The following is a 26,188-nucleotide window of genomic DNA, read 5'->3' as shown; positions in this document are numbered from 1 at the left end:
AAATGGCACATAATAAAAAATTTGATGTTACATTAAAAGCTGTAACAAAAGAAAGTAAAGTAAATTCAATTGTAATTTTAGAACCAGGAGCTACAACATTAATTTCAGAAGAAAAAACTTTATATCACTGTGTAGATCCAAAAGAAGCAATTTGTAAATCAGCAAAAGGTTTTGCAAGTGCAGTTGCAAATGCAAAATATGACTTGAATGTTGATTTAGATTCAGTAGTATCTTTATATGATGATAAAGATTCTGCATTTCAAGTTTATGTAGAGGCAATAATGTTTGCAAAACATTGTTCATATGTTTTAAAAGGTGAAGTCAAAGAAAATGACTCATGTAAAAAATATGAGTTAATGTTTGATGAAAAATATCAATCAGTTTTAGAAACGTCACAAATTAAAATGGAGCATGTAAATTTTGCAAGAGACTTACAAGATATGCCACCAAACGTCGCAACTTCTGTTGAAGTAGCAAACTTAATTGAAAAAAAAGCAAAAGAAATAAAAGAAATAAAAGTTACAGTTCTTGGTAAAAAAGAAGCTGAACAACATGGTATGGGATTATTCTTATCTGTAAATGCTGGGTCTCATGTTGATCCAAGAGTTGTTATTTTAGAATATGTTACTGACCCATCTCTTCCAAGAACTGTTTTAGTTGGAAAAGGAATAACATTTGACTCAGGGGGATATAACTTAAAACCTTCTACATCATTAATTGGTATGAAGTTTGATATGTCAGGGTCAGCTATAGTTTCATCAACTGTTATAGCACTAGCAAAAGCAAAAGCAAAATGCAATGTTGTTTCAGTTGCTATGTTGACAGATAACAGAATTGGTGGTCATGCTACTTTAACTGAATCTGTTGTAAAATCTATGAATGGTAAAACTGTGGAAATTGGTAACACTGATGCAGAGGGTAGACTGGTTTTAGCAGATGGAATGACTTATGCGGTTAGAAATCTAAAAGCAGATAGATTAATGACAGTGGCAACACTTACAGGAGCAATGATTTTTTCATTAGGAAGATGATTCACAGGGTCATTCACTAACGATGAAACTTTCCATAGTGAATTTATGGATGCATCTAAAAAAGCGCACGAACCTTTATGACAACTTCCACTAACAAAAGATCATTTAGAAGTTATGAAATGCTCTAAAATTGCTGATCTTTCAAATTTAGGAAGCATCAGAGAAGCTGGTTCATCTACTGCAGCAGCTTTCTTAAATGTTTTTGCAGAAGAAAAACCATACATTCATTTAGATATAGCATTGACTGCGGATTCAGATAACAGAGGAAATGCACCAATGTTGAAATCAATGTTTGAATTACTTAAAAAATAAAAATTGTACATTGTACAATTTTTTTGTATCTTAATTCATTAAGTATTAGTAAAGAATGTTAAAATTAAAAAAATGGAGGATTTATGATAACAATAAATAAAGAAAAACAAGAATTAACATTAATAGCTTTCGATAAAGAAAAAATTGATAAAAGTTACATAATAAAAGAGCATGGGGTTACATCTTTGGATGGTGAAAAAGGAGTTATTTGCTTTTGCATTGATAAAAGTCAAAATTTTCAATCATTAAATGAACATTTACAAAAATTTCTATCTGGAAATAAATATAATCTAAATATAGATTTAGATTCTTTTGTTAACTTATATGAAAACAAAGAAGAAGTATTTCAGTTAATTGTTGAGTGTGTCTTTTTTCAATTACATTTACAATACTCATTAAAAGAAAAAACAACAAATAATAAAAACATCATAAATATTTTATTTGATAAGAAGTACGAGTCAGTTTTTAAAAATTCAGAAATTAAAATGGAATTTGTAAACTTTGCAAGAGATTTACAAGATTTACCACCAAATGTAGGAACATCAGTTTATATTGCTGAGAAAATTCAAGCAAAAGCAAAAAACATAAAAAACCTGAAAGTTACAATTTTAGATAAAAAAGAAATTGAAAAAAAAGAAATGGGTTTACTTCTTGGTGTAAACGCTGGTTCATCGGTTGATGCAAGAGTAGTTATACTAGAATATGTGGGTGACTCTAGTAAAAAAAGAACCGCTTATGTTGGTAAAGGAATTACCTTTGACTCAGGTGGATATAACTTAAAAGGATCTGCTAATTTAGTTAATATGAAATTTGATATGTCTGGAGCGGCAATTGTTAGCTCAACAGTAATGGCGCTTGCAAAAAAAGAAGCAAAATGTAACGTTGTTTCAGTTGCATTACTTACAGATAATAGAATTGGTTCTAAGGCAACATTAACATCATCAGTTTTAAAATCTATGAATGGTAAAACTGTGGAAATTGGTAACACTGATGCAGAGGGTAGATTGGTTTTAGCAGATGGTTTAACATATGCAATCAGAGAATTACAAGCTGAAAGATTGATAACAATAGCAACACTTACAGGAGCAATAAGATTTGCTTTGGGAAATTGGTACACAGGTTCATTTACAAATGATATGGATTTTTATCAAGAGTTTGAAGTTAGTGCACAAAAAGCACAAGAAAAAGTTTGAAGATTGCCAATGGACGAAGAACACTTGAAAGTTATGCAAGCATCTAAAATTGCTGATATAACTAATTCTGTGATGAGTGGAGCTGCTGGTTCATCTACTGCTGCAGCATTCTTAAACTCATTTGCTGAAAACAAATCTTATATCCATCTTGACATTGCAGGGACTGCCTACGCTGATGAAAGAGGTCATGGCACAATGACAAGAACATTATTTGAATTATCAAATAAATAATTTAAGAAATATAAAAAAACTTTGTTAATCAACAAAATTTTTTATTTATAAAATGTGTTTATGTATACATAGTCTATTAAATACACTACCAAATTACTATATAATAAAAAGTATGAAAAGAAATAAAGCACAAGATAAATATAAATGAGATTTTTCTCATTTATATAAAAATAGTCAAGAATTTAAAAATGATTTAATTTTACTAAAAAACAAGTTAAGTGATATAGAAAATATGAAAGGTAAATTAAACGATAAAAATACATTTTTAAGTTATTTAACTATGCAAAAAGATGTATCTTTTATGTTGGCAAAACTGAATCAATACACACATTTATATGATGTAGATCAAACAAATGCAGAGTTACAAGAGCTAAATTCATTATTGCAAAGCATGTGACAAGAGTTTGAAATAAAGACTAGTTTTGTTGAACCAGAAATTATTGAAATAGGGGAACAAAAACTTTTAGAATTTATAAAAAACTCAGAGTTCGAATCACACACCCACTCAATAAAAAAGGTTATACAAAAAGCTAAACACATTTTAAATGAAGAGCAAGAAAAATTGTTGAGTGAAGTTGAAAGAAGTAGAAGTGCAACAGCAGAATTATATGACACTCTTTCTTATGCAGATAAACAAGAAAAAGAAATTCTAATCAATAACAATAAAGTGATAGTAGATACAACTTTTTTTAGAAATTTCATGCAAGATTCTGATCCAATCAATGATCAAGAAAATAGAAAACTAGTTTGAGATGCATATTTTGAAAATGTTAATAAAAGAAAGTATAGTTTTGCAAAAATTTATGAAAGCATTTTGCTAAAACAAGTAGAGAACTATAAGATTCGTAATTATCAATCTACTTTAGAGATGTCATTGTTTAATGATAGTGTTCCAACAGAGATTTATGAAGAACTTTTAAGGGTTGGAAAAAATAATATACAAATTTTAAAAAATTACTATTTGATGATAAAAGAAAAGTATGGTTTAAAAAAATTTTATTCAACAGATAGAGAACTGAAATTAACAAAAGAGTTTAAAAAAACTTTTAATGTTGATGAAGCAGTTGAAATAGTAAAAGACTCTTTGAGTGTTTTAGGCGAAGAGTATCAATCTAATCTTGAAATTGCATTAAGGGACAATGCAATTGATTACTACGAAGATACTTCTAAAAGAACTGGAGCTTATTCATCTGGTGGATTTGGTGTACAGCCTATAATTTTGATGAACTGAGATGACAAGTTGAGCTCACTAAGTACATTGACACATGAACTAGGTCATTCTGTTCATACTTTATTATCCGAAAAAGAACAACCATATCCTTTAGATGATTACCCAATTATTCTAGCTGAAGTTGCATCAACCTTTAATGAACACGTTTTATTTGACTATTTATATAACAAAGTAACTGATAAAGATGAAAAAATATATTTAATTCAGCAGAGAATATTTGATATAGTATCAACATTTTACAGACAAATACAATTCGCTGAGTTTGAATATCTTGCACACAAGTTGGTGGAAAAAGATGAACCTTTAACTTCGGATATATTAATGGAGTTATTTAAAAAAGTAGAAATGAGTTATGGTTATGATATCTTTGACGACAAAGATAGAGAAGTTTATCATTGACCATATATTTCACATTTCTTTGGTTCTCCGTATTATGTATACAAATATGCAATCGATATAGTAGCTAGCTACAAATTATATGATGATTTTAAACAAAATGGTCCTGAAAGCATTTTAAAATTTTTAAAATCAGGAGGAAAAAAAGATCCATTAGATATTTTAAAAGACTGTGGTGTAGATTTTTTAAAAGAGGAAACATACACTCCGTTAATTAGAGAAGTTGAAAACTTAACAACTTTATTAAAAACATTAATTTAAAAAAAGGAAGTATTTATGAAAAAACAAATTTTATTTACACCTGGACCACAGGCGAATCATGGTGAAATGACAAGAGAAAATATATTTCACAGATCGCAGCAATCTGTTGAACTTTTAAATAAAACTAGAGATATTTTAAAGAAAATATTTGGTTCTGAATATGTTTTTGCTGTACCTTCTTCAGCATTAGAACTTATGAATATATTTGTAACATCTTTAAATAAGGATTTACTTTTGAATAAAAAAATAGCTGTTATTTGATCTGGATATTGGTCTGATAAGATTATAAAAGTTTTGACAGATAATGGATTTATTGTAGATGAGATTAGTGAAGACATTAGAAGTTATAACGAGGATCAACTAGAAGAATATTTTAAAACAACCAAATATGATTTGTTTTTTGGACTGGTATGTGAAACATCAAACGGAAAACTTTATGAATATGAAACTATTTACAAAGTTATGAAAAAATATAATAAACTATTATTTTTAGATGCTGTAAGTTATGCAATATTTTATAGAAAAAACAATGATTTAAATCAACATGCAGATTTTGTTTTAATGTCTTCTGCCAAAAACTTTTTGTCTAGTCCAGGGTTTGCTTTTTTAACAATGAGGAAAAATTATACAGATTATGAGATATTTGCAAAAAACACATATCTTAGTCTAGATTTGTATTGGCATTATGAACAAGAGTCTGGTCAGCTACCCCATACATTTCATACAGTTCTTTTATCATATATTTATGAAGATTTGTTGTTTACATATATGAATAAAAAAGAAATATGTCAAAAAATAGATAAATTAAAAAGTATTGTTGATACACAAATGAAAGAAATAGGGTTTGAGTTATATAACAAAGAAAATTGAGATGTAAATAATTTGAGTGTTTATGTGTGTAGTGATGGAATTGATGCAACTAAGTTAATCAAATATCTAGAGCAACATGATATATGCGTAGGTTCTGATATGGCAAAAATAAATAGCTTTAGACTTTGCATTAGTTATAAAAATACAGAAGAAGAAATAAATCTTTTATGTAAATTGATTAAAGATTACATTAATAATTAAAAAAATGGGTTGGCCCCATTTTTTTAATTATTAATTTTGCTTTCAATTCTATCTAAAACCTCTTGTATATGACCAACAGGATCAACTCCGTCAAATTCATCGGTTACCTCTAATTGTGAGTTTATTATAAAAGTACTTCTTTTGATACCAATAAATTTTTCTCCCTTAGTGTTTGTTTGTTCTCCTCATAGATTAAATTGATTTACTAAATCTTTTTCAACATCGGCAATTAAAGGAACATCAACAGCTAAATCACAAGCAAATTTATTTTGATCTTCGACTGTATCTGCACTTACACCAACAATATTGTATTGTAATGATATAAATTCATCTTTTCTTTTTGAGTATTCTGCTATTTCTCTAGAACAACCTGGTGTGAATGCTTTGGGATAAAAAAATAAAACCAAACCTCTTGAGCCTATTAAATTTGATAAATATATTTGCTCTCCGGTATCTAAAGTGTATTTTTTGTTCTCTAAAGTCATGAATGCCTCCTTATTTTTAATCAATAATTGTAATTATAAACAAAAAGTTTAGTAAAAAAAACATTTTTTCACTAAACTTCTTCTCCATTTAACAATCTTTCCAAATATTCTCCAACTCCACCTTCATCGTTTGTAAGAGTTGTAATCCCAGCAGCAACGTTTTTTAAATCGTTACTTCCATTTTTCATAGCCACACCATATCCAACTTTTCGAATCATATCATAGTCATTCATTTGATCTCCAAATGCAATTACATCTCTAACATCTTTATTGTAATATTGAGCTAAAATCTCTGCAACAAATCCTTTATTTGCAATTTTATTTGTTAAAGTAATCATTAGAACAGAAACATTTGACATATTCCCATAAACATTTCCCGATTGAACCTTTATTGAATGCTTGAACTTTTCTAATTGACGATAAACTTCATCTTTATGATCATTGTTTTTTAAAAATAGACAAACGTTAGTTGCTGGACCCTCCCAATTTTCATAAGGGTCTGAAATAAAGTAATCATCATCTTCAACGTCATCTAAGTGAAAAAAATTTTCAATAAACTCATCTTTTTTTTGAACTAGTGCCTTATTATATGACTCAATAAGCAAATTATCTATTGAATCTTTTATGACCTCATTATTTATAATACCTTTTACAATTTCTTCACTTATTGGCAAAACAATTCTTTTAAACCTTCTTTTTTTGGGGTCGTGAATGTGTGCACCATCAAAGTTAGTTAAAAGAGTTGATAAACCTAGCTGTTTATAAAATCTCATTGAAGCACGGTGAGGTCTGCCAGTAATAATACATACTTCATGCCCTTCGTTTTTAGCTTTTACCAGTACATCAACTGTTTTTGGGTGAATACTTTGTCCATCAGATTTTAAAACAGTTCCATCTAAATCAACTAAAATTAATCTTTTCTTACTTAAGTGTTGTAGTTTCATATCATTACTCCTAAAAATTTGTACAATAATATTGTAATGTAATTTGCTAACAAATTACTGAAATTGTTTTTCAAAAATGCTTGTATTCATAGAAAAATTACTAAGATTTTAACTATTAGAATATAATAAGTATGTTAACAATAGAAAGCGAGGCAATTTGATGTATATATATATGACAGATTGTGTAGATCCAAAGTACAATTTGGCCACAGAAGAATTTCTCACTAGAAGTGATAAATTCAGCGAACCAATACTATTTTTATGACAAAACGATAATACAATTGTTGTTGGGAGAAATCAGAACACAGCTTCTGAAATTAATCTACAGACAGTTGAACAAGATAGTGTTAATGTAATTAGAAGAAACACAGGTGGAGGAACAGTATATCAAGATTTGGGTAACATGAACTTTAGTATCATTTACACTGATAAAGATAACAATGCAGTTTCGATGTTTTCAACTATGTTAAAACCAGTAATTGATACTCTAAATAGAATGGGTGTTGATGCTAAATTTTCAGGAAGAAACGATATAGTTTTAAATGATAAAAAAATATCTGGTAATGCAATGGGAAAATTTGGTGACAGATTTTTACAACATGGTACAATTTTATTTAATGTTAATCTAGATAAATTACAAAAATATTTAACTGTTGATAAAGCTAAAATTTTATCAAAAAACATTGCTTCAATAGTTGCTAGAGTAACAAACATCAATTCAGAAGTTGAAAATAAAATTGAAATTAAAGACTTTTGAGATGAACTAATTAAAACTTACGAATCACAAAGTAAAATAGAAAACCTGGTAATATCTCCAGAAGACAAAGCACAAATTGATAAGTTATTTAAAGAAAAATATTGTGACCCTAATTGGACATTTACAAAAAACGCCACATTTGATTATGTAAACAAAACTAGACTTGAAGGTAAAGGAAGTTTTGAAATTTATATGGAAGTTCAAGACGCAATTATTAAAGGCATAAAAATTTATGGAGACTTCCTTGGTTATACAGGGACAGAGCAATTAGAAAATAAACTTATTGGTACTTCTTACAAAGCAAGTGAAATAAGAAAAGTAATAGAGTCAGTTAATATAAAAGAAATCTTCGGAGAAAACTTTGAAGTACAAGATATCTTAGACTTATTAATTGAATAGGAGGAAAATATGAAAACAAAGTTTATAAATGTGTTTGATCCATTAAAAAACGAGCGTGTTGAAATTATGGATAAAGATGGAAAAATAATTAATCCAAAATTAGTTCCAGATATTAAAGATAAAGATTTGATTGATGCTTATAAATTGATGAATCTTTCAAGAAGACAAGATGACTTCCAAAATAAAGTGCAAAGACAAGGAAGATTATTGTCATTTTTATCATCTACAGGACAAGAAGCAAGTGAAGTTGGTTATACTTTGCCTTTAATAAAAGGTAAAGATTGATTTGCTTCAGGATATAGAAATAACGCTGCTTGATTAACTGCAGGAATGCCTATGAGAAACATAATGTTATATTGAATGGGAAACGAGTATGGTGGAAAAGCACCTGATGGTGTTAACTCATTGCCACCAAATATTATAATTGGTTCTCAATATACACAAGCAACTGGAATTGCTTTTGCAGAAAAATATAATAAAACAGGAGGTGTTGCTGTAACAACCACTGGTGATGGAGGAATGAGTGAAGGGGAAACTTATGAAGCAATGAACTTCGCAAAACTTCACGAACTACCAGTTATTTTCATTTGTGAAAATAACAAATGAGCTATTTCAACACCATATGCAAAATCAACAAAGTCAATAAATATTGCTTCAAAAGGAATAGCAACAGGTGTTCCATCAGTTAAGGTTGACGGAAATGATTTTCTTGCTGTATATGCAGTTGCTAAAGAAGCTGTCGAATTTGCAAGAACTGGAAATGGACCTGTATTTATAGAATGTGACACCTACAGATTAGGAGCACACTCTTCATCAGATAACCCAAAAATTTATCGTCCAGAAGAAGAATTCCAAGAAGCTTTAACTAGAGATCCTTTAATAAGATTAAAAAATTATTTAATCGAAAAAGGACTTTGAGATCAAAAAAAACAAGATAAACTTGATAAAGAACAAGATGAATTCATTCAAAAAGAATTTGAATGAGCTGAACAAAACAAAGAATATCCATTAGAAGATATTTTTGATTACATTTATGCGGAAAAAACACCAGACCTTGAAGAACAGTATCAAGAAGCTAAGGCATTTTTCCAAGCACACCCAGAAGCTAAAGGAGGACACCACTAATGGCAGGTAAAGTTTTAAATAATGTTAAAGCAGTATCTGAAGCACTAGATGTTGCAATGGATAAATGAAAAGAAGTTGTAGTATATGGAGAAGATGCTGGATTTGAAGGTGGAGTTTTTAGAGCCACTGAAGGTTTACAAGCGAAATATGGAGAAGAAAGATGTTTTGATGCTCCAATTAGTGAAGCTATGTTTGTTGGAGTAGCACTAGGAATGGCTATGAACAAAATGAAACCAGTTGTTGAAATTCAATTTGAAGGACTAGGTTGAGCATCACTTCAAAATATCCTTGGACATATGGGAAGAATGAGAAATAGAACAAGAGGTAAATTACCTACTCCTGTTGTAATTAGAATGCCTATGGGTGGAGGAATTAGAGCTTTAGAATTACACTCTGAAGCAATGGAAGCTATTTATGCTCACACACCAGGTATTAAAGTTGTTTGTCCATCGACTCCTTATGATACAAAAGGTTTAATCTTGGCGGCAATTGAATCACCAGATCCAGTTATTGTTTTTGAACCAACAAAACTATATCGCGCTTTCAAACAAGAAGTACCAGATGGATTTTACACAGTTCCAATTGGAGAAGCATTTAAAATCCAAGAAGGAAATGATTTAACAGTTGTAACATATGGTGCACAAACTGTTGATTGTCAAAAAGCAATAGAACAATTAGAATCTAAAAATCCTGATATAACTATTGAGTTGATTGACTTAAGAACATTAAAACCATGAGATAAAAAAATGGTATTTGAGTCAGTTAAAAAAACTGGAAGATTATTAGTAGTGCACGAAGCCATCAGATCATTCTCAATATCATCTGAAATAATAGCTTCAGTTAACGAAGAGTGTTTTGAATATCTAAAAGCACCTTTATCAAGATGTACTGGATATGACATTGTAATACCATTTGATTCAGGTGAAGGATATCACCAACCAAACCCTACAAAAATCTTAGTTAAAATGGAAGAGCTATTAAGCTACAAATTTTAATTAACCCCGAGGAGAGAAATTTATGTTTAAGGTAAAATTCGCAGATATTGGGGAAGGTTTAACAGAAGGTACAGTTGGAGACATACTTGTTAAAGTTGGAGATAAAGTTAAATTAAATGATCCTTTATTTAATGTTGAAACAGATAAAGTAAGTTCAGAAATTTTTGCACCAACCGCAGGTACAATCGCAAAATTAAATATTACTCCAGGACAAGAAATTAAAGTTGGAGAAGTAGTTGTAGAAATCGATGATGGTAAAGGAGATGTTCCAGCAGAACCAACTGCAAAAGCACCTGAGCCATCAAAAGCAAAACCAGTAGAAGAAAATGCATCCGTAGTTGGTGCAACACCGGTGTCAGATGAAGTTATATCAAGAGGGTCAGCAAGACCAACATCCGCACCACAAAATAGTTTTGGAGGACAAAAAGGAATTATGGATAATAGTGGTTTATCAGTAAAAGCATCACCATTGGCTAGAAAAATGGCTGCAGTTTTAGGTGTAGATTTATCTAAAGTAACACCAACAGGTCCAAATGGAAGAATATTATCAACTGATATTCAGAACTTTAAAGATAGTCCAAGTCAAGGACCATCACCAGTTGGGTTAGGTCCAGTAGGCCCAGGACCAGGAAAAGCAAAAGTGGATTACTCAGATCCATTAATATCAGTTCCAGACTTTAATGAGCGATTAACATTTGATTCAGTGCCTATGAATCCAATTAGAAAAGCTACTGTTAAAGCGATGGATACAGCCCATACAAAAGCAGCTGGATTTACAGGGTTAAAAAATGTTGATATTACTGAATTGGTAAATATAAGAAATCAATTGAAAGGTTATGCTGACTCTTTAAGAGTTAAATTAACTTATTTAGCATTTATAATTAAGGCGGCTGCTCTAGCACTAAAAGAAATGCCAAATTTAAATGTAAGAATTGATGAAGAAAATAAAGCAATCAAATTCGCTAATCAAATAAATATTGGTATGGCTTGTGACACACCTGATGGATTAATGGTTCCCGTTATTAAGGGTGCCGATAAATTAAGTGTTTTACAAATTGCTGTAAAAATAAATGATTTAGCAACAAAAGCAAGATCAAAAAAATTAAGTATGGCAGAAATGACAGGAGCCTCATTTACAGTAACTAACTTTGGAGCGGTTGGATTAGACTATGCAACACCAATTGTTAACTATCCAGAATCAGCAATTTTAGGAATAGGTACAATTACTAAAACACCTTCAGTTATAGATGGTCAAATAGTTATAAGAGACTTAATGCCTTTTTCAGTGACAGCAGACCATAAAGTTATTGATGGAGCAGATGTTGGAAGATTTATTTTGAAAGTAGCAGCTTACTTACAAAACCCAGCATTGCTATTAGTTTAGAGATGGGAGAAATAAAATATGTTTAAAGTAAAATTTGCAGATATTGGAGAAGGTTTAACAGAAGGTACAGTTGGAGATATTCTTGTTAAGGTTGGAGACAAAGTAAAATTAAACGACCCATTATTTAATGTTGAAACAGATAAAGTTAGTTCTGAAATTTATGCACCAGTTGATGGAACAATCGTAAAATTAAATATTACTCCAGGACAAGAAATTAAAGTTGGAGAAGTAGTTGTAGAAATCGATGATGGTAAAGGAGATGCTCCAGAAGAACCTGTAAAAGCAGCTTCAGCAGAACCAGCAGAAGAAAATGCATCAGTTGTTGGTGCAACACCTGTATCAAATGACTTATTGCAAAGAGGAAGAGCAAGAGCAGTTCCACCAAAAGGTGACTCAGTTTTAGATAAAGTAAATGCAGCATTAAGTGATCCAAAACCAGTGGGTATTGTTCCAGGAAACTCAAAAGAATTAAAACCTGCACCAAAATTTAATCCAAGCGATCCTGAAAAACACTTTGAAGTGATAATGGTTGGAGCTGGAGTTGGTGGATATGTTGGGGCAATCAAATGTGCACAATTAGGTTTAAAAACTATGATTGTTGAAAAAGATAATTTTGGTGGAGTTTGTCTTAATATTGGATGTATACCAACAAAAACACTTTTAAAATCAGCAGATCTATATGAACAAATTACTAAACATTCAGAGAAATATGGAATTAAAGTTGATTTAAAAGGTGTAAAAGCTGATTGAGAACTAATTCAAAATAGAAAAAAAGATGTTGTTTCAAAACTTACAATGGGAGTACAAGGACTTCTTAAAAAGAACAAAGTAACTATTGTAAAAGGTGAAGCTGTTGCTCTTGATAAAAATACAATTCAAGTAGGTAAAGACAAATATACTTGTGATAATCTAATTATTGCAACAGGTAGTGTGCCAAACCACATGAATTTACCAGGGGCAGAAGAAGCAATTAAAAAAGGTTGATTAGTAGATTCAACAGGAGCACTATCATTACCAGAAATTCCAAAAAGTATTGTAATTATTGGTGGAGGAGTTATTGGTGTTGAGTTTGCTTGTGTTTATAAACGTTTAGGAACAAAAGTTACTATTTTACAATTCCTACCTACCATTTTAGAAATGCTTGATAGTGACGTTTCAAAAGAAATGACAAAAGAATTGCTAAACAGAGGTAATCTTGAAATTATAACAGAAGCATCAACTAAGGAATTCAAAAATGGAGCAGTTATCTATGAAAAAGATGGTAAAACTCAGACTATTAAAGCTGATTATTGTTTACAATCAGTTGGTAGAAGAACTGTAACAACAGGTTTTGAAAATATTGGTTTAAATATTAACGAAAGAAATCACATTGTTATTAACGAATATTGTGAAACAAACCTTGATGGTGTATATGCTATTGGGGATGTTACGGGAAGAATGATGTTAGCCCATGTTGCATCATATCAAGGTTTAATAACTGCAAATAGAATTGCAAGAAGACTGGGAAAATCAGAAGCAGAAGATATGGTTATGAACTATGATAGAGTTCCAAGTTGTATATATACTCACCCAGAAGTTTCAATGATTGGTAAAACAGAAGATCAGTTGAAAAAAGAGGGTGTTGAGTATAAAGCCTACAAATTCCCATTTGCAGCAATTGGTAAAGCATTAGCTGATGGAAATACTGTTGGATTTGTTAAATTAATTTGTGAACCAAAATACAAACAAGTTTTAGGTGCGCATATTATTTCAAACACTGCAACTGACATGATTTCAGAAATAGGTACTTTGATTGAATCAGAAGGTACAATTACAGAACTTGCTAAAGCAATTCACCCTCACCCAACCTTAAGTGAAGCCATCGGTGAAGCCGCAGAAGCACTTGAATTTGGTAAACCAATAAACTTTTAATTAAAATCAACATAACTTTGCTTGAAAGTTATGTTTTTTATAAAATAACATCAAAACTATTTACATTTATAGTTGATATGTTATTATAAATCTAATGGAGGCAACAATTATGAGTAAACTATTCTTATTGAGTAATAATGACGACAATAATAGACTAGCTCTTTTATGTTGTCTTTATTAATTAGCAAAAACAAATAATTAAAAAAAAGAATGAATATAAAAGAGTAAATTAAATAAGTTTAGTAACTTAAACTATTTGATATGCTCTTTTTTTATTTTTCTAGGAAAGGAAATTATGATTTATACAAGCACGTGAGAAACTCTAGAGTATTTTATCTCTATGAGCAGTTACAAGTCGGTCATTTCTATTGTTGTGTTCTTTGCATTACAAATAGGATTATGATTCGCATTAAAAAGATTTAAAAACAAATTTTTACATTTATTTTCAGGATTAGTACTAGGTCTAGTTTATGGAGTAATTATTCAAGCATCTGTTGGTTTCCCAGAAAGCTTTAAAGAAGGTGGAGCATGGAAATCAGAGTATCAGTGAATAGCTGATTTGGATAACTGATCTGTATTATTCAAACAAATATTTATCATTACAATTACATTGTTAATGATACCTTTGATATTCTTATCAATATATAGAGCAGTTACTAAAAAAAGCTCTAGAAGATTGGGAAGAGTTACAGCTAAAGGTGTAGCTTTCCTGATGGTCAACGTTGCAGTTGCATTTATCATTGCAGCGGTGATGGGTATTTTAATAAAAGTTGGAGTTACAAGTGATGGGTCTAAAGTTTTAGATCAAATTGCAGCAAGTGAACCTTCAAGTGATGGAGACGATAAAGTTGCAATTAGTTCTATTCCAGCTATGATTGTTGATTATTTACCAAAAAACGTATTTGCAAGTTTAGCTGGAGGAGCAGTTATACCTGTTATAATACTTGCCTTGATTGTAGGATTAGCAGTTAAATTTATTTCAAAAAAAAGTCCAGAAAAAGTTGTAGCTTTTTCAAACTTGATGGAAGCAAGCTGAGAAATAGTTTTAAAAATTGTAAACGGATTTATTAAAATTATTCCATTAGCAATTATGTCAATCGTTACAAACTTAATGATTACACAATCATTAACTGCATTAACAGCTGTTGCAAAAGTTCTAGCAGCAGCATATGTAAGTTTATTTATCTGTGCAATTTATTTAACAGCAGTTTTAGCGATTACAAGAATCAAACCACACACTTGATGAAAACAAGGTTGAAGACCACCATACCAAGGATTGGTTACTCAATCATCTAGTGCTACATTACCTTTTACAATGAAATCTCTAGTAGATGAAATGAAAGTTGATGAAACATGTGTTTCAACAATTATTCCTTTATCAACAACTATGGGTATGATTGGAGGGGCTGGTGCAGAAGGTGGATTAATAATGTCACTGCTATGAACAGGTTCAGACTCTGGTGCTATTCATGATCAAGGAATCGTATTATTCTTACTTTTAGGATTAATTATGACTATGATTATTTCATTTGGTATTCCAGGAACACCAGGAACATCAACTTTAGTTATAACAAGTTTGCTAAACTCACTTGGTGTCCCAAGTTTTAAAAATGCAGCATTTCAAATAATGCTTGTTCTAGAAGATATTTTTGATATTGGAAGAACTGCAACAAATATTTTAGCAGCTATGGTTGTAAGTACAATAGTTGCCTTTAGTGAGGGTATGATAAGTCCAGAAACTGAAATACTAAGTAAAAAAGCAAGAATGCACCAAGCTAAAATTAACAGTATAAAAACACTAAAAGATCAAAGATATGAAGAGTTAGATAAATTAAAAGTTAAATTTATACCAGAAAATTCAACAACTGTACCAAAAAAACAAAAAGCAGAGTATGTAGCTTTAACAAAAGATATTAAAACAAAATATAGAAGCGAATTAAAATCAATAAAAGGCAGTAAGTCTTAAATCAAAACCAGGATTAATAAACCTGGTTTTTCTAACACTTATTTTGTTGAAATTTTATAAAATTCTTATAAAATTAATATATTATAAATATAATAGAGGTGAAAAAATGGGAGATTTTTATTGAAATTGAGAGCAATTTGCATTTAACTTAATCATATCTTTATTACCTGCTCTATGTATTATTTCTTGTTCATGAGCTATAGCACTTGGATTACCAAGCAGAATTGCAAATAAAGCAAGAGAAAGTGCGAGAAATGAAGAAATTTACAATAAAGCAAATAAAATTTTGGCTGACTTGGATGAAAAGGATGTTAAGCCACAAGATCCAACATTTAGTTATGACGAACAACAAAAAGTTCAACTTATCACAAGATGACAAAATCTTAACAGACCAAATGATAAAATAGAAATAAAAAAGGGTACCTAATATATGAAAAGAGAAGACTTAGTTAATTGATTTTCAAATAAATTACTTGAAGATTATAAAAAAAGTGAAGATAGATTATTAAGTTATGTTGAAAATAGTGATGTTAGTAAATATAACCCACATAAAGATTTTTTTGTAGATAACCTATTTAAACTAATAAAATGAATCGATATTGACAAATTAAAAGATGAAAATTTAATTATATTGAAAAAAAATATTAGAAAAACTAGTGGGAGTATCAAAAAAGATCAAAAAATAATTAACCATATTATTAGTATTTTTGAAAAAATTACAGGTGAATATACAACAGAAAACCCAAATTATAATATGGATGATTTACAAAAATATATAGAGATAGAAACTAAAAAAGTAGATATTGAAGATATATATAGAAATTTTAGACCTTCATTTTCTGTAGAAGATGTAAAAAGCTATTTTGTAACTATGAAAAGACTATATTTTGCTACTTTATATGTTTTTAATACAGAACTTGACACTATTGGTTTAAATGCATTAAGAATGTATATTGCATTACAAACCTATTTGAGTATTCAATGACAAAAATCAAGTGGTAGAATAAGACAATTGTTAAGTAAATATGTTGATTGAAGAAAAATGGAAGCAAATAGTTTCAATGTGAAAAATTTACAGTTTAGCTTCTTAAGGGGTTGAATAAAAAATAAAGATAAATATGACATAAAAACTATGATATTAGACTCATTAATATATAAGATTAAAAAATAAGTATAAAACTTATTTTTTTATTTTTTACACTTATATGTTGACTTATTAAATTATTAATATAACATATAAGTTTACTAACACTAAATGGTGTTAGTTATTTTAAACAAGGAGAAAAACAATATGAAGAAAATGTTAGCATTATTAGGTGCCAGTTCATTAGTTGTATCTGCTGGTGCTGGAGTTGTTGCATGTAACAAAGCCGCTAAAGAAGATTTAAAAGATACAGTTGTGGATTGAGACTTTTCAACATCTAAAAAAGCTTTAGAAGCAGCAAAAGATGTATATGATACTTTTAAAGGTGATCATGAACCAAAAGAAAATGGAAATTTAGTTGTAAACTTCACTTTACCAAAAGATATAAAAGGTCAAGTTAAATTTTCAAATAAACAATATAAAGATATTTTTACAAGTGAAAACAATAAAGATATTTTAGCCGCTTTAAGACAAACTAAAGCAGAAGTTAGCAGTGATGCTAAACAAGGCAAAAAAGATTTAAATGAAATTGAAACTAACTTTCAAAAAGCATTTAATAACTACTATGTAACAAAATCATTTATGGATGATTTTCAAACTGCTTTTAAAGCAGCTGGTGCTGGTATTACTGGTGGAGTTAGCATAGAAGATGCTTATAACACAACTACAAAAAGCGCAAAAAATAAAAAAGCTGAATATGATGCTTTAGCACAAAAACTGAATGATTGAATGAACACTGCATTAGATATGAAAATTCCAAGCAATACTTATATATCAGAAATGAACTTAGATTATAAGGGACTGACTGGTTGAAAAATACATTTTAACTTAATGGTTGATTTAAATAATAACGGTACATATGATGATGTGAAAAATCAACAGAATCAGATGATATTGCATTAGATGTTAAAAAATTAAAAGATGATTCAACACAAGAAGAAGTGGATGCAAAAAATAATGAAGAAGGTTGAATGCAAAAAGCAAAAAAACAACATTTCACTAGGAATTTATAAAGTGCAATTATTTGTGCAACAATTAGTTTTGACAAACGGTAAGGATTGATTAATGGATGTAGTATCGGGATTAATTGAAGGGTTTGCAGATAAAGCTCTTGATTTATTACCTACATTAAAAGCTCTGATAGATAAAGTTCCTGGAGCAAGCTTCATATTACATAAATTTGTCATAACACCTATTAGTACTAAATTGGCTGAACCAGTTGTAAACCTAATAGTGGCTTGAGCAGAAAAAAATGCCGCAGCAAATTCTAGTTCATTGGTTAGTTACTTATTGCACTAATACAATCGAATTGTTCATAAAAATATGGACAATTTTTTTTATTCTAATTTTATTAAAGGTTTTAGCAATTAATTCTATGTTAAAATTAGGTTGTTAATTTATATCAAGGAGAATTATTATGAAAAAACTTAGCTCAAATCAAATTAGAAGCATGTGATTAGATTATTTTAAATCTAAAAATCATTATTTTTTAGAACCAGTTAGTTTGGTCCCTGTTGATGATCCTAGTTTACTTTGAATAAACTCGGGAGTAGCAACTTTAAAACCATATTTTGATGGAAGACTAAATCCTCCTTCACCAAGACTAACGAACTCACAAAAATCAATTAGAACAAATGATATTGAAAATGTGGGAGTAACTGCTAGACATCAAACTATGTTTGAAATGTTAGGTAACTTTTCTATTGGTGATTATTTTAAAAAAGAAGCAATACATTTTGCTTGAGAACTTTTAACATCAAAAGATTGATATGATATGGATAAAGATTTATTATACATAACAGTTTTTGAAGAAGATAATGAAGCATATGATATTTGAACAAAAGAACTTGGGATTGCCACTGATCATATTTTTAAAGGTTCGAGAGATACAAACTTTTGAGATGTAGGTCAAGGTCCATGTGGTCCAAACACGGAAATATTTTTTGATAGAGGTGAAAAGTGAGATCCTCAAAAAATTGGATCAAGATTATTGGCTGAAGATATTGAAAACGATCGTTATATCGAAGTTTGAAATATTGTTTTTTCACAATTTAATAATGATGGACAAAATAATTACACGGAACTACCAAGAAAAAATATAGATACAGGTGCAGGACTTGAAAGATTAGTTTCTATTTTTCAAGATACCCCTACAAACTTTGAAACAGATCTTTTTTTACCAACGATAAAAGAAGTGGAAAAAATATGTGACAAAAAATTTAAATACTCAATCGAAAACTATTTTAATGAAAATAAAGAACAAACCAAAATTAATACAGCTTTTAAAGTTATTGCCGATCATGTTAGAGCTGTCACATTTGCAATAAGTGATGGTGTATATCCTGGTAATAAAGATAGAGGGTATATAATCAGAAGATTAATAAGAAGAAGTAGTGTATATGGTAAAAAATTAGGTATTAATGAAGCTTTTGTATATAAATTAGTTGATTCTGTAATTTTGGCTATGTCAGAGTTTTACCCATATATTAAAGAAAAAGCAAAAACGGCAAAAGAAGTTATTGAGAATGAAGAAAAAAGATTTTTACAAACTCTTTCTAAAGGTTATGAACACTTAGAAAATATAATTGCAAAAGAAAAAAAAGTAACAGGTAAAAATGCCTTACTTTTATTTGAGTCATTTGGTTTTCCAATTGAATTAACATGTGAAATTGCTAATGAGATTAATGTTGAAGTAGATGTAAATGAATATGAAAGGCTTTTAGAAGAAGCAAAAGAACTAGCAAGAAGTGCTAGAAAGGATGATAAAGTGTGAAATAAACAATCAAAAATCTTAACAGACTTAAACGTTGAAAGTGAGTTTGTAGGATATGAATTGGAAGAAATAAAAGCAAAAGTCAACTTTATGTTTGTTGACGAAATAGAAATAAAAGAAGCAAAAGATGAAATCGTATTTATAACTTTAGACAAAACACCTTTTTATGCCGAAAAAGGTGGTCAAGCAGCAGATCATGGGATTTTAATTGATAATCAAGGAAATCACCATAATGTTATTGATACTCAACCAGGACCAAATAAACAAAATATTCATAAGGTTAAACTTAATGGAAGTTTAAAAGTTGGGGATGAGGTTTTAGCAAAAATTGATTCAGAAAAAAGATACTATACAAGAAAAAACCACTCAGGATCTCACTTACTTCAATCTTCAATAAGAGAAATTTTAGGAGAAGATGCTTTGCAATGCGGTAGTTATAACGACGAAAAAGGATTTAGATTAGACATAACATTTAATCGACCTCCTACTGAAGAAGAAATAGACCAAATTCATAAAGTTGCAGAAAGAGCAATCAAAGAATCAATTCCTTGTGAAATAATATTTTGTAGTTATGATGAAGCCATTAATGTCCACAAAGCCTTGGCTTTGTTCACAGATAAATATGGAGAACAAGTTAGAGCAATTAAGTTTGGTAACTTTTCATGTGAGTTATGTGGGGGAACACATGTTTCAAACTCAAAAGAATTAGAAGATATTTTTGTAACAAATGTTGAATCAAAAGGTAGTGGTGTTTATCGTTTTATAGCGGTGACAAGTCACAAAGAAGTTTCTGCAAGTATCAATGAGCAATTTGTTAAGCAAAAAGCAGAGCTGAAACCAACAGTTGAAAAATTTGAACAATATAAAACTATCGTTGAAAATAAAGAAATTGAAAATCTTATTTCAGAGATTAACTCTTTAGAAATGAATAAAAAAAATGCAGCAGTTATAAAAAGAAAAGTAGCTGAAGTTAAAGGTATGTTCAAGGTTTATCAAAAAACTGTTGATGATATATTAATAGGTAAAAAAATAGCTGCATATGATAATTTAAAACCAGTTGAAATAGATGGAGCTTGTGAATTATTAGTGCAAGCAAATGATTTAGATATGAAAGAAATGAAAGCTCTTTCTGATAAATTACACAATCAATATAAAAATTTAGTTTTAAAAATGGTTAATACTGAACTAAAAATTTATATGATTAGTATTGGCGATAAAGTTGATGAAAAAAAATATAGTGCAATTGATATTTTCAGAAATACTAAGGATTACAATTTGCAAGGTGGAGGAAACACTAAGTTTGCTCAAGGTAAAATAGTTTAAAACTGCTTAGGCAGTTTTTTATTTAGAAATATTTACCAAAAAACTATAAAAAGCAATAAAAAATAATTAATAGATAACACTTGTCAGTTGATATAATTAATTTGGAATGTAATGAATTAAATTATATATATTTTAAAAAAAGAGAGTGAAAGAATATGAAAACTAAATCAAGAGAGATGAATTTTTTGTACATACCAGGTGCAATTTTTTTTGTACTCTCTTTGACTATTTTTTGTGCAGCTTCTGCTTATGATTGAGATATACAAGTATTTTTGGCCCAAGCTATACAATATAAAGCTGCAAAAGCATGAGTTTTGTTTATGGATATGTGAGGCGTTTTTCAATTTTTACCCGTTTTAATTTTATTTTTAGGAGTTATTTGAGAAACATCATTTGTATATTTTCAAAAATACTGAAAAAAAGACTTTTTTAGAAACAATGAATGAGTTGTAAACTTATATTATTTAGCTGCATTTACTTTGTATGTTGCAACAACATTTATTTGATTGGATGATGCTATAAATTCTGATCAAGGATTTGGTGTGGGAAATGACGCTTTAATAGTCGATAGCAATGAGTACAAGATATATGCAATAATACTGGTAAAAATATTTGAATTGATTGCTTTAATTGCTATAACTTACTATTTAAGATTTAAATTTTCAAAAAGAGAAGACATTTTTGTTCAAGAATATTGAGTTGATTCTTTAAAAGGAATATTTTACATAAGTGCATCATACATTATTGTAATTTTGATGAAAAACTCTTTTGGAAGACCATACTATTATTCAACAATATTTAATGAAATACTAAACACTGAAGTTGCAGCTAAAGGATGAACATACAACCCCGATGTATTAACCTGAGGTGGAGGTCAATTTGGTGTTGATAATGTTGAATATAAAAATTGATGAGAGCCTAATGATTTTTTGAATAACCTAGAGAATTGATTTAAAGGAGATGTAGAAAAAACTCAAACAAATGCTTGATGAAATGTCGATTTTCCTTCTGGACATACAACATCAACTTTTTGTGTTCTAACTGTAATGTATTTATTTATAAATCCAAATAAAGAAAGAAAGCTAAATAAAAGAAAAATTGCATTTATATATATTTGAATATTTGTAGTTTTAACTTCAATGAAATTTGCACTTGTTGTATACCGTTCTCATTGATGAACTGATGTAGAGTTTTCAACATTTTTTGGTATTTTTATGTTTCCATTTAGTTCAATGGTGATGAACAGAATGCTAAGATACTTTATCAATCACTTTAAAACTAAAAATAAATTTGAAAAAGTTATGGGATGAGCTCACATCTCTAAAAGATCATTTACTATCTATACTTATAATGGTTTATATCATTTGAAAGTAGGTAAATATTTATATACAAAAGACCCAACAGAGCAAATAAATAAAGTAATGAAATTCTATAAAATAAATGTTATGCTTAAAAAAGATACTCTTGAACAAGCTTTAGGAGATCATACAAATTAGAATAGATAATAGGTGTTTTAGAAATGTTTAAAATGGGCAAAAAATCTAGAGAATTCAAATTTTTAGTAATTCCTGGAATTGTAATGATTGGTATTTCAACAATTTTATTTATAGTATCTAGTTTTTATGACTGAGATATACATACATGATTTGCCAAAGGTATGGATTATTTTCCTGTAAAACTATGAGTAGTTTTTATGGATGAATTTGGTAACTTTCAATTCATGTGTCTTGCATTTATATTAATTGGAGTGATCTGAGAATCTTATGTTTATTTCAAATTTAAGTACGGAAAAAAAGATTTTTTTAGAAACCATGAGTGAGTTGTAAATATTTATTATGCAATAGGTATTTTCTTATGAGTGGTTGTAACTGCTTTTACTTTATATTCAAAAGCAACTGAAGATACAGGTTTTGGACCGGGTAATGATTTTCAAACTTTTGAAAGCTCATATTGAAGAGTAGGTATTGTTGCCATTGTTAAATTGATTGAACTTGCAGTAATGCTAACAGGTTCATGATATTTACGATTTAAGTTTTCGAAAAGAGAAGACATTTTAGATAATGAGTATTGAATGGATGCTATTAAAGGTCTATCATACATTGTCTTTTTATATTTGGTTATTGGAGCTTTAAAAACAATATTTGGAAGACCTTTCTTATACAGTAATGTATTTGAAGATATGTTAAAAGAAGCAGAAAAAAAAGGTTGAACTTATAATCCCAAAGAAAGATATTGGGGTACTGGTCCTGATGGTAAAACAAATGCAACATATAGGGAATGATGAGAAATTAATCATTTTCTAGATAACATAAAGTATTGATTAGACTTTAACTCTGTCAAAGTAGATAATGATGGTTATTGAAATAGGGATTTTCCATCAGGTCATGTTATGTCAACATTTTGTGTAATGAGTATAATGTTTTTATTTGTTGGACCAAGTAAAAATAGAAAATTAACTAATAAAAAACTAGGATTTATTTATTTTTGATTAATTATAGTTTTATTTTCAATGAAAACATCATTAATGGTTGGAAGAACACATTGATTAAGTGATCTAGAATTTTCAAATGTTGTAGCTGTTTTATTTATTCCAATGGTTAATTACTTTGGAAACAAAAATGTTAGATACCTTATTAATAGATATAAAGCAAAAAGAGATATGCCAGTTAATGGTTATGTTGTAGAAAACAAAAAAAGCTTTGATTTATATGTTAAATGTAAAAACTATGATATAAAGATTTGTTCGTTTAGATATGGTAAAAATAAAGATCAAAAAATTGAAAAAAAACTAAGTCAATATAAAATAAACAAAGTATAAAAAATCTCAAGTTATAAACTTGAGATTTTTTATCTGAAAATAAAAAAAACAGACCAATAGGAGTCATCTGTTTTTTTTGCTAACCATTCATTGTCGGATTGAAATGGAAAGCTATTATGTGGTAAAAAACCTTTTACAAGTGTGATATCTCTATCACATTAAAATTATAACACTTTAAAAATAAAAATTATTAAAAAATGATATTTAATATTTTTTTTATTTTATAAATTTATTTTAGGTGTCAAATTTTGTTGGGTAGACTTTTTTAGATATAAAAAGTATAATTGAAATGAGCTTTATGCTTAATGAAGGGAATTAATAAAATGAAAAAATTATTAAGTTTATTAGCAGCAACTGGATTAGTTGCTACAAGTAGTGTTGGTGTTATAGCTTGTGACAGCTATAAACCACCAGTACAAATATTAAAACACGGGGATATAGAATTAGTACAAAAGGATGCAAAAGTTAGTGTAAATACTGGAAGTGGACCAATTGTACAGGATGCAGTTATAGCTAAAATACAAGAAGTTTTCGGAACTGATGTTCAAGAAGGGGTAGATTTCACTTTTTCAGATTTTGTTGGTTCAGGTGGAAGTGGACCATCAAGAATCAGAGTTGATGCAATCGAAGGATCAGAAAAATTATCTGGAGGAGTCACTTTTTCAGCTGTAGCGGACATTGAAACCAAAACAACCTTAGAAAGACTTTATTTCAATGCAGTTAACTTGGGAACTAATGAAAATAATAGTGAAGAACAAGTAAGAATTGCAGTTGCTGCAAAAGTTAAAAAATACTTAAATGTGGATACTACAAAAGACGACTATAAATGTGAAATAGATCAAGCCGCCACTCAAACTATAAAAGGTAAAGCTAAGGTTAGAGTAATGTATAATAATACAAAAATAAGTGGTCTAAATTGAAACTTTTGATGAGATGCATTAGGAGAAAAAAGAAAAGACTTAATGAATTTAGAAGATGTTGAATTTGGTGAAACTATTAAAGGAAATGAAGTACCAGATTTAACAAATGAAAAAGGCTCTGAAAATGATAAAAATGAGCAAGTAAAATTATATAACTCTATAAAAGATAATATCAACGAAAAAGTTAAAGAACTATCCAAAGATGCAACAGAAAGTACATTCAATGGTGAGAATAAAAATGATTATATTGTTCAAATAGATTTACACCATGATGCTAATATTTGATCTGTGAAAATAGTTGCTAGTGAAAGTAGTAAACTTTTAAAAGGAACAGCAACTATATTATTTAGTAAAGGTACAAATGGTGTAATGGTATCTATTTAATCAACAATATAAAATAATGTTAAACTTTTTATTTAAATAAAGGTTTATAATAAAAAAAGAAAAAAGGAGAATAATATGAAAAAATTATTAAGTTTATTAGCAGCAACAGGACTAGTCGCTACTAGTGGTAGTGTTGCAGTTGCTTGTAACAAGAATCAAGACACAAAAAAAGATTTAGGTAATTTGGAGGTTAAAGATTTAGGTAAAATAAATGGTAACTCTGATTTACCAAGTTTGGCACTAATAGTTTCAACAATTAATTCAAAAAATAAAGATTATGGTTTGAAAACTGCAGATATAACATTTGATGGAAAACCCACCGCATCTGAAGCAACAATAAAGGCAAAAGACAGTTCAGAAAAATTTACTGGTTCAGTAAAGTTGGCATTTGAGTATAAAAAAACACCTTCAAGTGCAACACAAATACCATTGAGTTTAATAAGAAGCGTCATTGATGGAGATAGTACAGGACAAGGCTTCAGACCTAACCAACTTAACTTAGGTTATGTTATGACAAAAAGTATAAAAACACGCAGTGAAATATTAGAATCTGTAAAAGATTTCATAGAAGGAGTTTTAAATACCCCTAATGCAGCTTTCCTACCTTTAACAGCTGAACAAATAATGGATATTGTAAATGTTGATTATAAGGATCAATTAGAAGGTAAGGGAAGTTCTGTTTCAACTGATATGGACGGAAAAACTGAAGTTAAAAGTTTAGTTGCAACTATAAAAGAAGGTCACGAATATGATATAGAAGGATATTATTTAGTTGGAGAACTTATCATAAATATTTATCAACAAAATATAATAAGTACGAATGTTCAAAAAAACATTGATGAAGTAGATCTTACTAACGCAAGCGACGATAAGGCCAAAAAAGATGCGATAATAAAACAATTTATAGCAAAAAATAGTTACACAAAAAGTAATGATGAAGCACACCCAAAAGATGGAAGTGGTTTATCAATAAATGATCATTTTAGTGTTGATTCATTTGATTTGACAAAAAACAAAGCAATAATTTCAACATCTTTAAATGGTGATTATTACACAAAAGAAGCTATTGAGGTAACTTTTACACAAAAAACTAAATAATTTATAAAAAAACTTTTAAATATTAAACTGGGAAAA

Annotated in this window: 21 protein-coding genes; 19 read left to right on the top strand and 2 right to left on the bottom strand. The window is 29.1% G+C overall.

Annotated elements, in window-relative coordinates; translation table 4 throughout:
- Positions 1-2 precede the first annotated feature (2 nt).
- The 4 genes from SHELI_RS05490 (at position 3) to SHELI_RS05475 (ending at position 5,726) form a co-directional block, all read left to right on the top strand.
- The gene (locus SHELI_RS05490; protein WP_069117426.1) at positions 3-1,343 is read left to right on the top strand and encodes a M17 family metallopeptidase; all 1,341 of its coding nucleotides are present in this window, start codon (positions 3-5) and stop codon (positions 1,341-1,343) included.
- 83 nt (positions 1,344-1,426) lie between these two features.
- Positions 1,427-2,767: a M17 family metallopeptidase gene (locus SHELI_RS05485; RefSeq protein ID WP_069117425.1), complete on the top strand. Its 1,341-nt coding sequence runs from the start codon at positions 1,427-1,429 to the stop codon at positions 2,765-2,767.
- Positions 2,768-2,879: 112 nt separating this feature from the next.
- The gene (gene pepF / locus SHELI_RS05480) at positions 2,880-4,655 is read left to right on the top strand and encodes an oligoendopeptidase F (RefSeq protein ID WP_069117423.1); all 1,776 of its coding nucleotides are present in this window, start codon (positions 2,880-2,882) and stop codon (positions 4,653-4,655) included.
- 15 nt (positions 4,656-4,670) lie between these two features.
- Positions 4,671-5,726, top strand: a complete 1,056-nt coding sequence (locus SHELI_RS05475; RefSeq protein WP_069117421.1) for an aminotransferase class V-fold PLP-dependent enzyme — start codon at positions 4,671-4,673, stop codon at positions 5,724-5,726.
- A 23-nt stretch (positions 5,727-5,749) separates the two neighbouring features.
- On the opposite strand, the gene SHELI_RS05470 is transcribed toward SHELI_RS05475, so the two are convergent.
- Together SHELI_RS05470 and SHELI_RS05465 are read right to left on the bottom strand one after the other, a co-directional pair.
- Positions 5,750-6,211, bottom strand: coding sequence for a peroxiredoxin (locus SHELI_RS05470; RefSeq protein WP_069117420.1), 462 nt, complete (start codon positions 6,209-6,211; stop codon positions 5,750-5,752).
- Positions 6,212-6,282: 71 nt separating this feature from the next.
- Positions 6,283-7,155 (bottom strand): Cof-type HAD-IIB family hydrolase, encoded by an 873-nt coding sequence (locus SHELI_RS05465; RefSeq protein WP_069117418.1) that lies wholly within the window; start codon positions 7,153-7,155, stop codon positions 6,283-6,285.
- Between the two features lie 172 nt (positions 7,156-7,327).
- On the opposite strand from SHELI_RS05465, the gene SHELI_RS05460 reads away from it, so the two are divergent.
- The 15 genes from SHELI_RS05460 to SHELI_RS05390 all read left to right on the top strand — a co-directional run bounded on the left by SHELI_RS05460 (position 7,328) and on the right by SHELI_RS05390 (position 26,152).
- Positions 7,328-8,311, top strand: coding sequence for a lipoate--protein ligase (locus SHELI_RS05460; protein ID WP_232306381.1), 984 nt, complete (start codon positions 7,328-7,330; stop codon positions 8,309-8,311).
- A 9-nt stretch (positions 8,312-8,320) separates the two neighbouring features.
- Complete coding sequence (pdhA, locus tag SHELI_RS05455) at positions 8,321-9,436, top strand: pyruvate dehydrogenase (acetyl-transferring) E1 component subunit alpha (protein WP_069117414.1); 1,116 nt, start codon at positions 8,321-8,323, stop codon at positions 9,434-9,436.
- On the top strand, positions 9,436-10,431 hold the full coding sequence (locus tag SHELI_RS05450; protein ID WP_069117412.1) for an alpha-ketoacid dehydrogenase subunit beta: 996 nt from the start codon (positions 9,436-9,438) through the stop codon (positions 10,429-10,431). The genes pdhA and SHELI_RS05450 overlap by 1 nt, the downstream gene beginning before the upstream one ends.
- A gap of 22 nt (positions 10,432-10,453) precedes the next feature.
- Positions 10,454-11,815, top strand: a complete 1,362-nt coding sequence (locus SHELI_RS05445; protein WP_069117410.1) for a dihydrolipoamide acetyltransferase family protein — start codon at positions 10,454-10,456, stop codon at positions 11,813-11,815.
- 18 nt (positions 11,816-11,833) lie between these two features.
- A complete protein-coding gene (lpdA, locus tag SHELI_RS05440) occupies positions 11,834-13,726 on the top strand; it encodes a dihydrolipoyl dehydrogenase (RefSeq protein WP_069117408.1) in 1,893 nt (630 codons plus the stop codon).
- Between the two features lie 295 nt (positions 13,727-14,021).
- The gene (locus SHELI_RS05435; RefSeq protein WP_069117406.1) at positions 14,022-15,692 is read left to right on the top strand and encodes a dicarboxylate/amino acid:cation symporter; all 1,671 of its coding nucleotides are present in this window, start codon (positions 14,022-14,024) and stop codon (positions 15,690-15,692) included.
- Positions 15,693-15,798: 106 nt separating this feature from the next.
- A complete protein-coding gene (locus tag SHELI_RS05430; RefSeq protein WP_069117401.1) occupies positions 15,799-16,119 on the top strand; it encodes a hypothetical protein in 321 nt (106 codons plus the stop codon).
- Between the two features lie 3 nt (positions 16,120-16,122).
- Positions 16,123-16,863 (top strand): hypothetical protein, encoded by a 741-nt coding sequence (locus SHELI_RS05425; RefSeq protein ID WP_069117399.1) that lies wholly within the window; start codon positions 16,123-16,125, stop codon positions 16,861-16,863.
- Between the two features lie 120 nt (positions 16,864-16,983).
- Positions 16,984-17,739, top strand: a complete 756-nt coding sequence (locus SHELI_RS05420) for a hypothetical protein (RefSeq protein WP_069117397.1) — start codon at positions 16,984-16,986, stop codon at positions 17,737-17,739.
- Positions 17,740-17,793: 54 nt separating this feature from the next.
- On the top strand, positions 17,794-18,135 hold the full coding sequence (locus SHELI_RS05415; protein ID WP_157087600.1) for a hypothetical protein: 342 nt from the start codon (positions 17,794-17,796) through the stop codon (positions 18,133-18,135).
- Between the two features lie 118 nt (positions 18,136-18,253).
- On the top strand, positions 18,254-20,932 hold the full coding sequence (gene alaS, locus SHELI_RS05410) for an alanine--tRNA ligase (protein ID WP_069117393.1): 2,679 nt from the start codon (positions 18,254-18,256) through the stop codon (positions 20,930-20,932).
- Between the two features lie 155 nt (positions 20,933-21,087).
- Positions 21,088-22,428 (top strand): phosphatase PAP2 family protein, encoded by a 1,341-nt coding sequence (locus SHELI_RS05405; RefSeq protein WP_069117391.1) that lies wholly within the window; start codon positions 21,088-21,090, stop codon positions 22,426-22,428.
- 23 nt (positions 22,429-22,451) lie between these two features.
- Complete coding sequence (locus tag SHELI_RS05400) at positions 22,452-23,750, top strand: phosphatase PAP2 family protein (RefSeq protein ID WP_069117389.1); 1,299 nt, start codon at positions 22,452-22,454, stop codon at positions 23,748-23,750.
- A 323-nt stretch (positions 23,751-24,073) separates the two neighbouring features.
- Positions 24,074-25,054, top strand: a complete 981-nt coding sequence (locus tag SHELI_RS05395) for a lipoprotein (protein ID WP_069117387.1) — start codon at positions 24,074-24,076, stop codon at positions 25,052-25,054.
- Between the two features lie 75 nt (positions 25,055-25,129).
- Positions 25,130-26,152, top strand: a complete 1,023-nt coding sequence (locus tag SHELI_RS05390) for a lipoprotein (RefSeq protein WP_069117385.1) — start codon at positions 25,130-25,132, stop codon at positions 26,150-26,152.
- Positions 26,153-26,188: the final 36 nt, after the last annotated feature.

Source organism: Spiroplasma helicoides (assembly GCF_001715535.1).
GTDB classification, from domain to species: domain Bacteria; phylum Bacillota_I; class Bacilli_A; order Mycoplasmatales; family Mycoplasmataceae; genus Spiroplasma_A; species Spiroplasma_A helicoides.
This window is presented reverse-complemented; position numbering and strand designations above follow the sequence as displayed.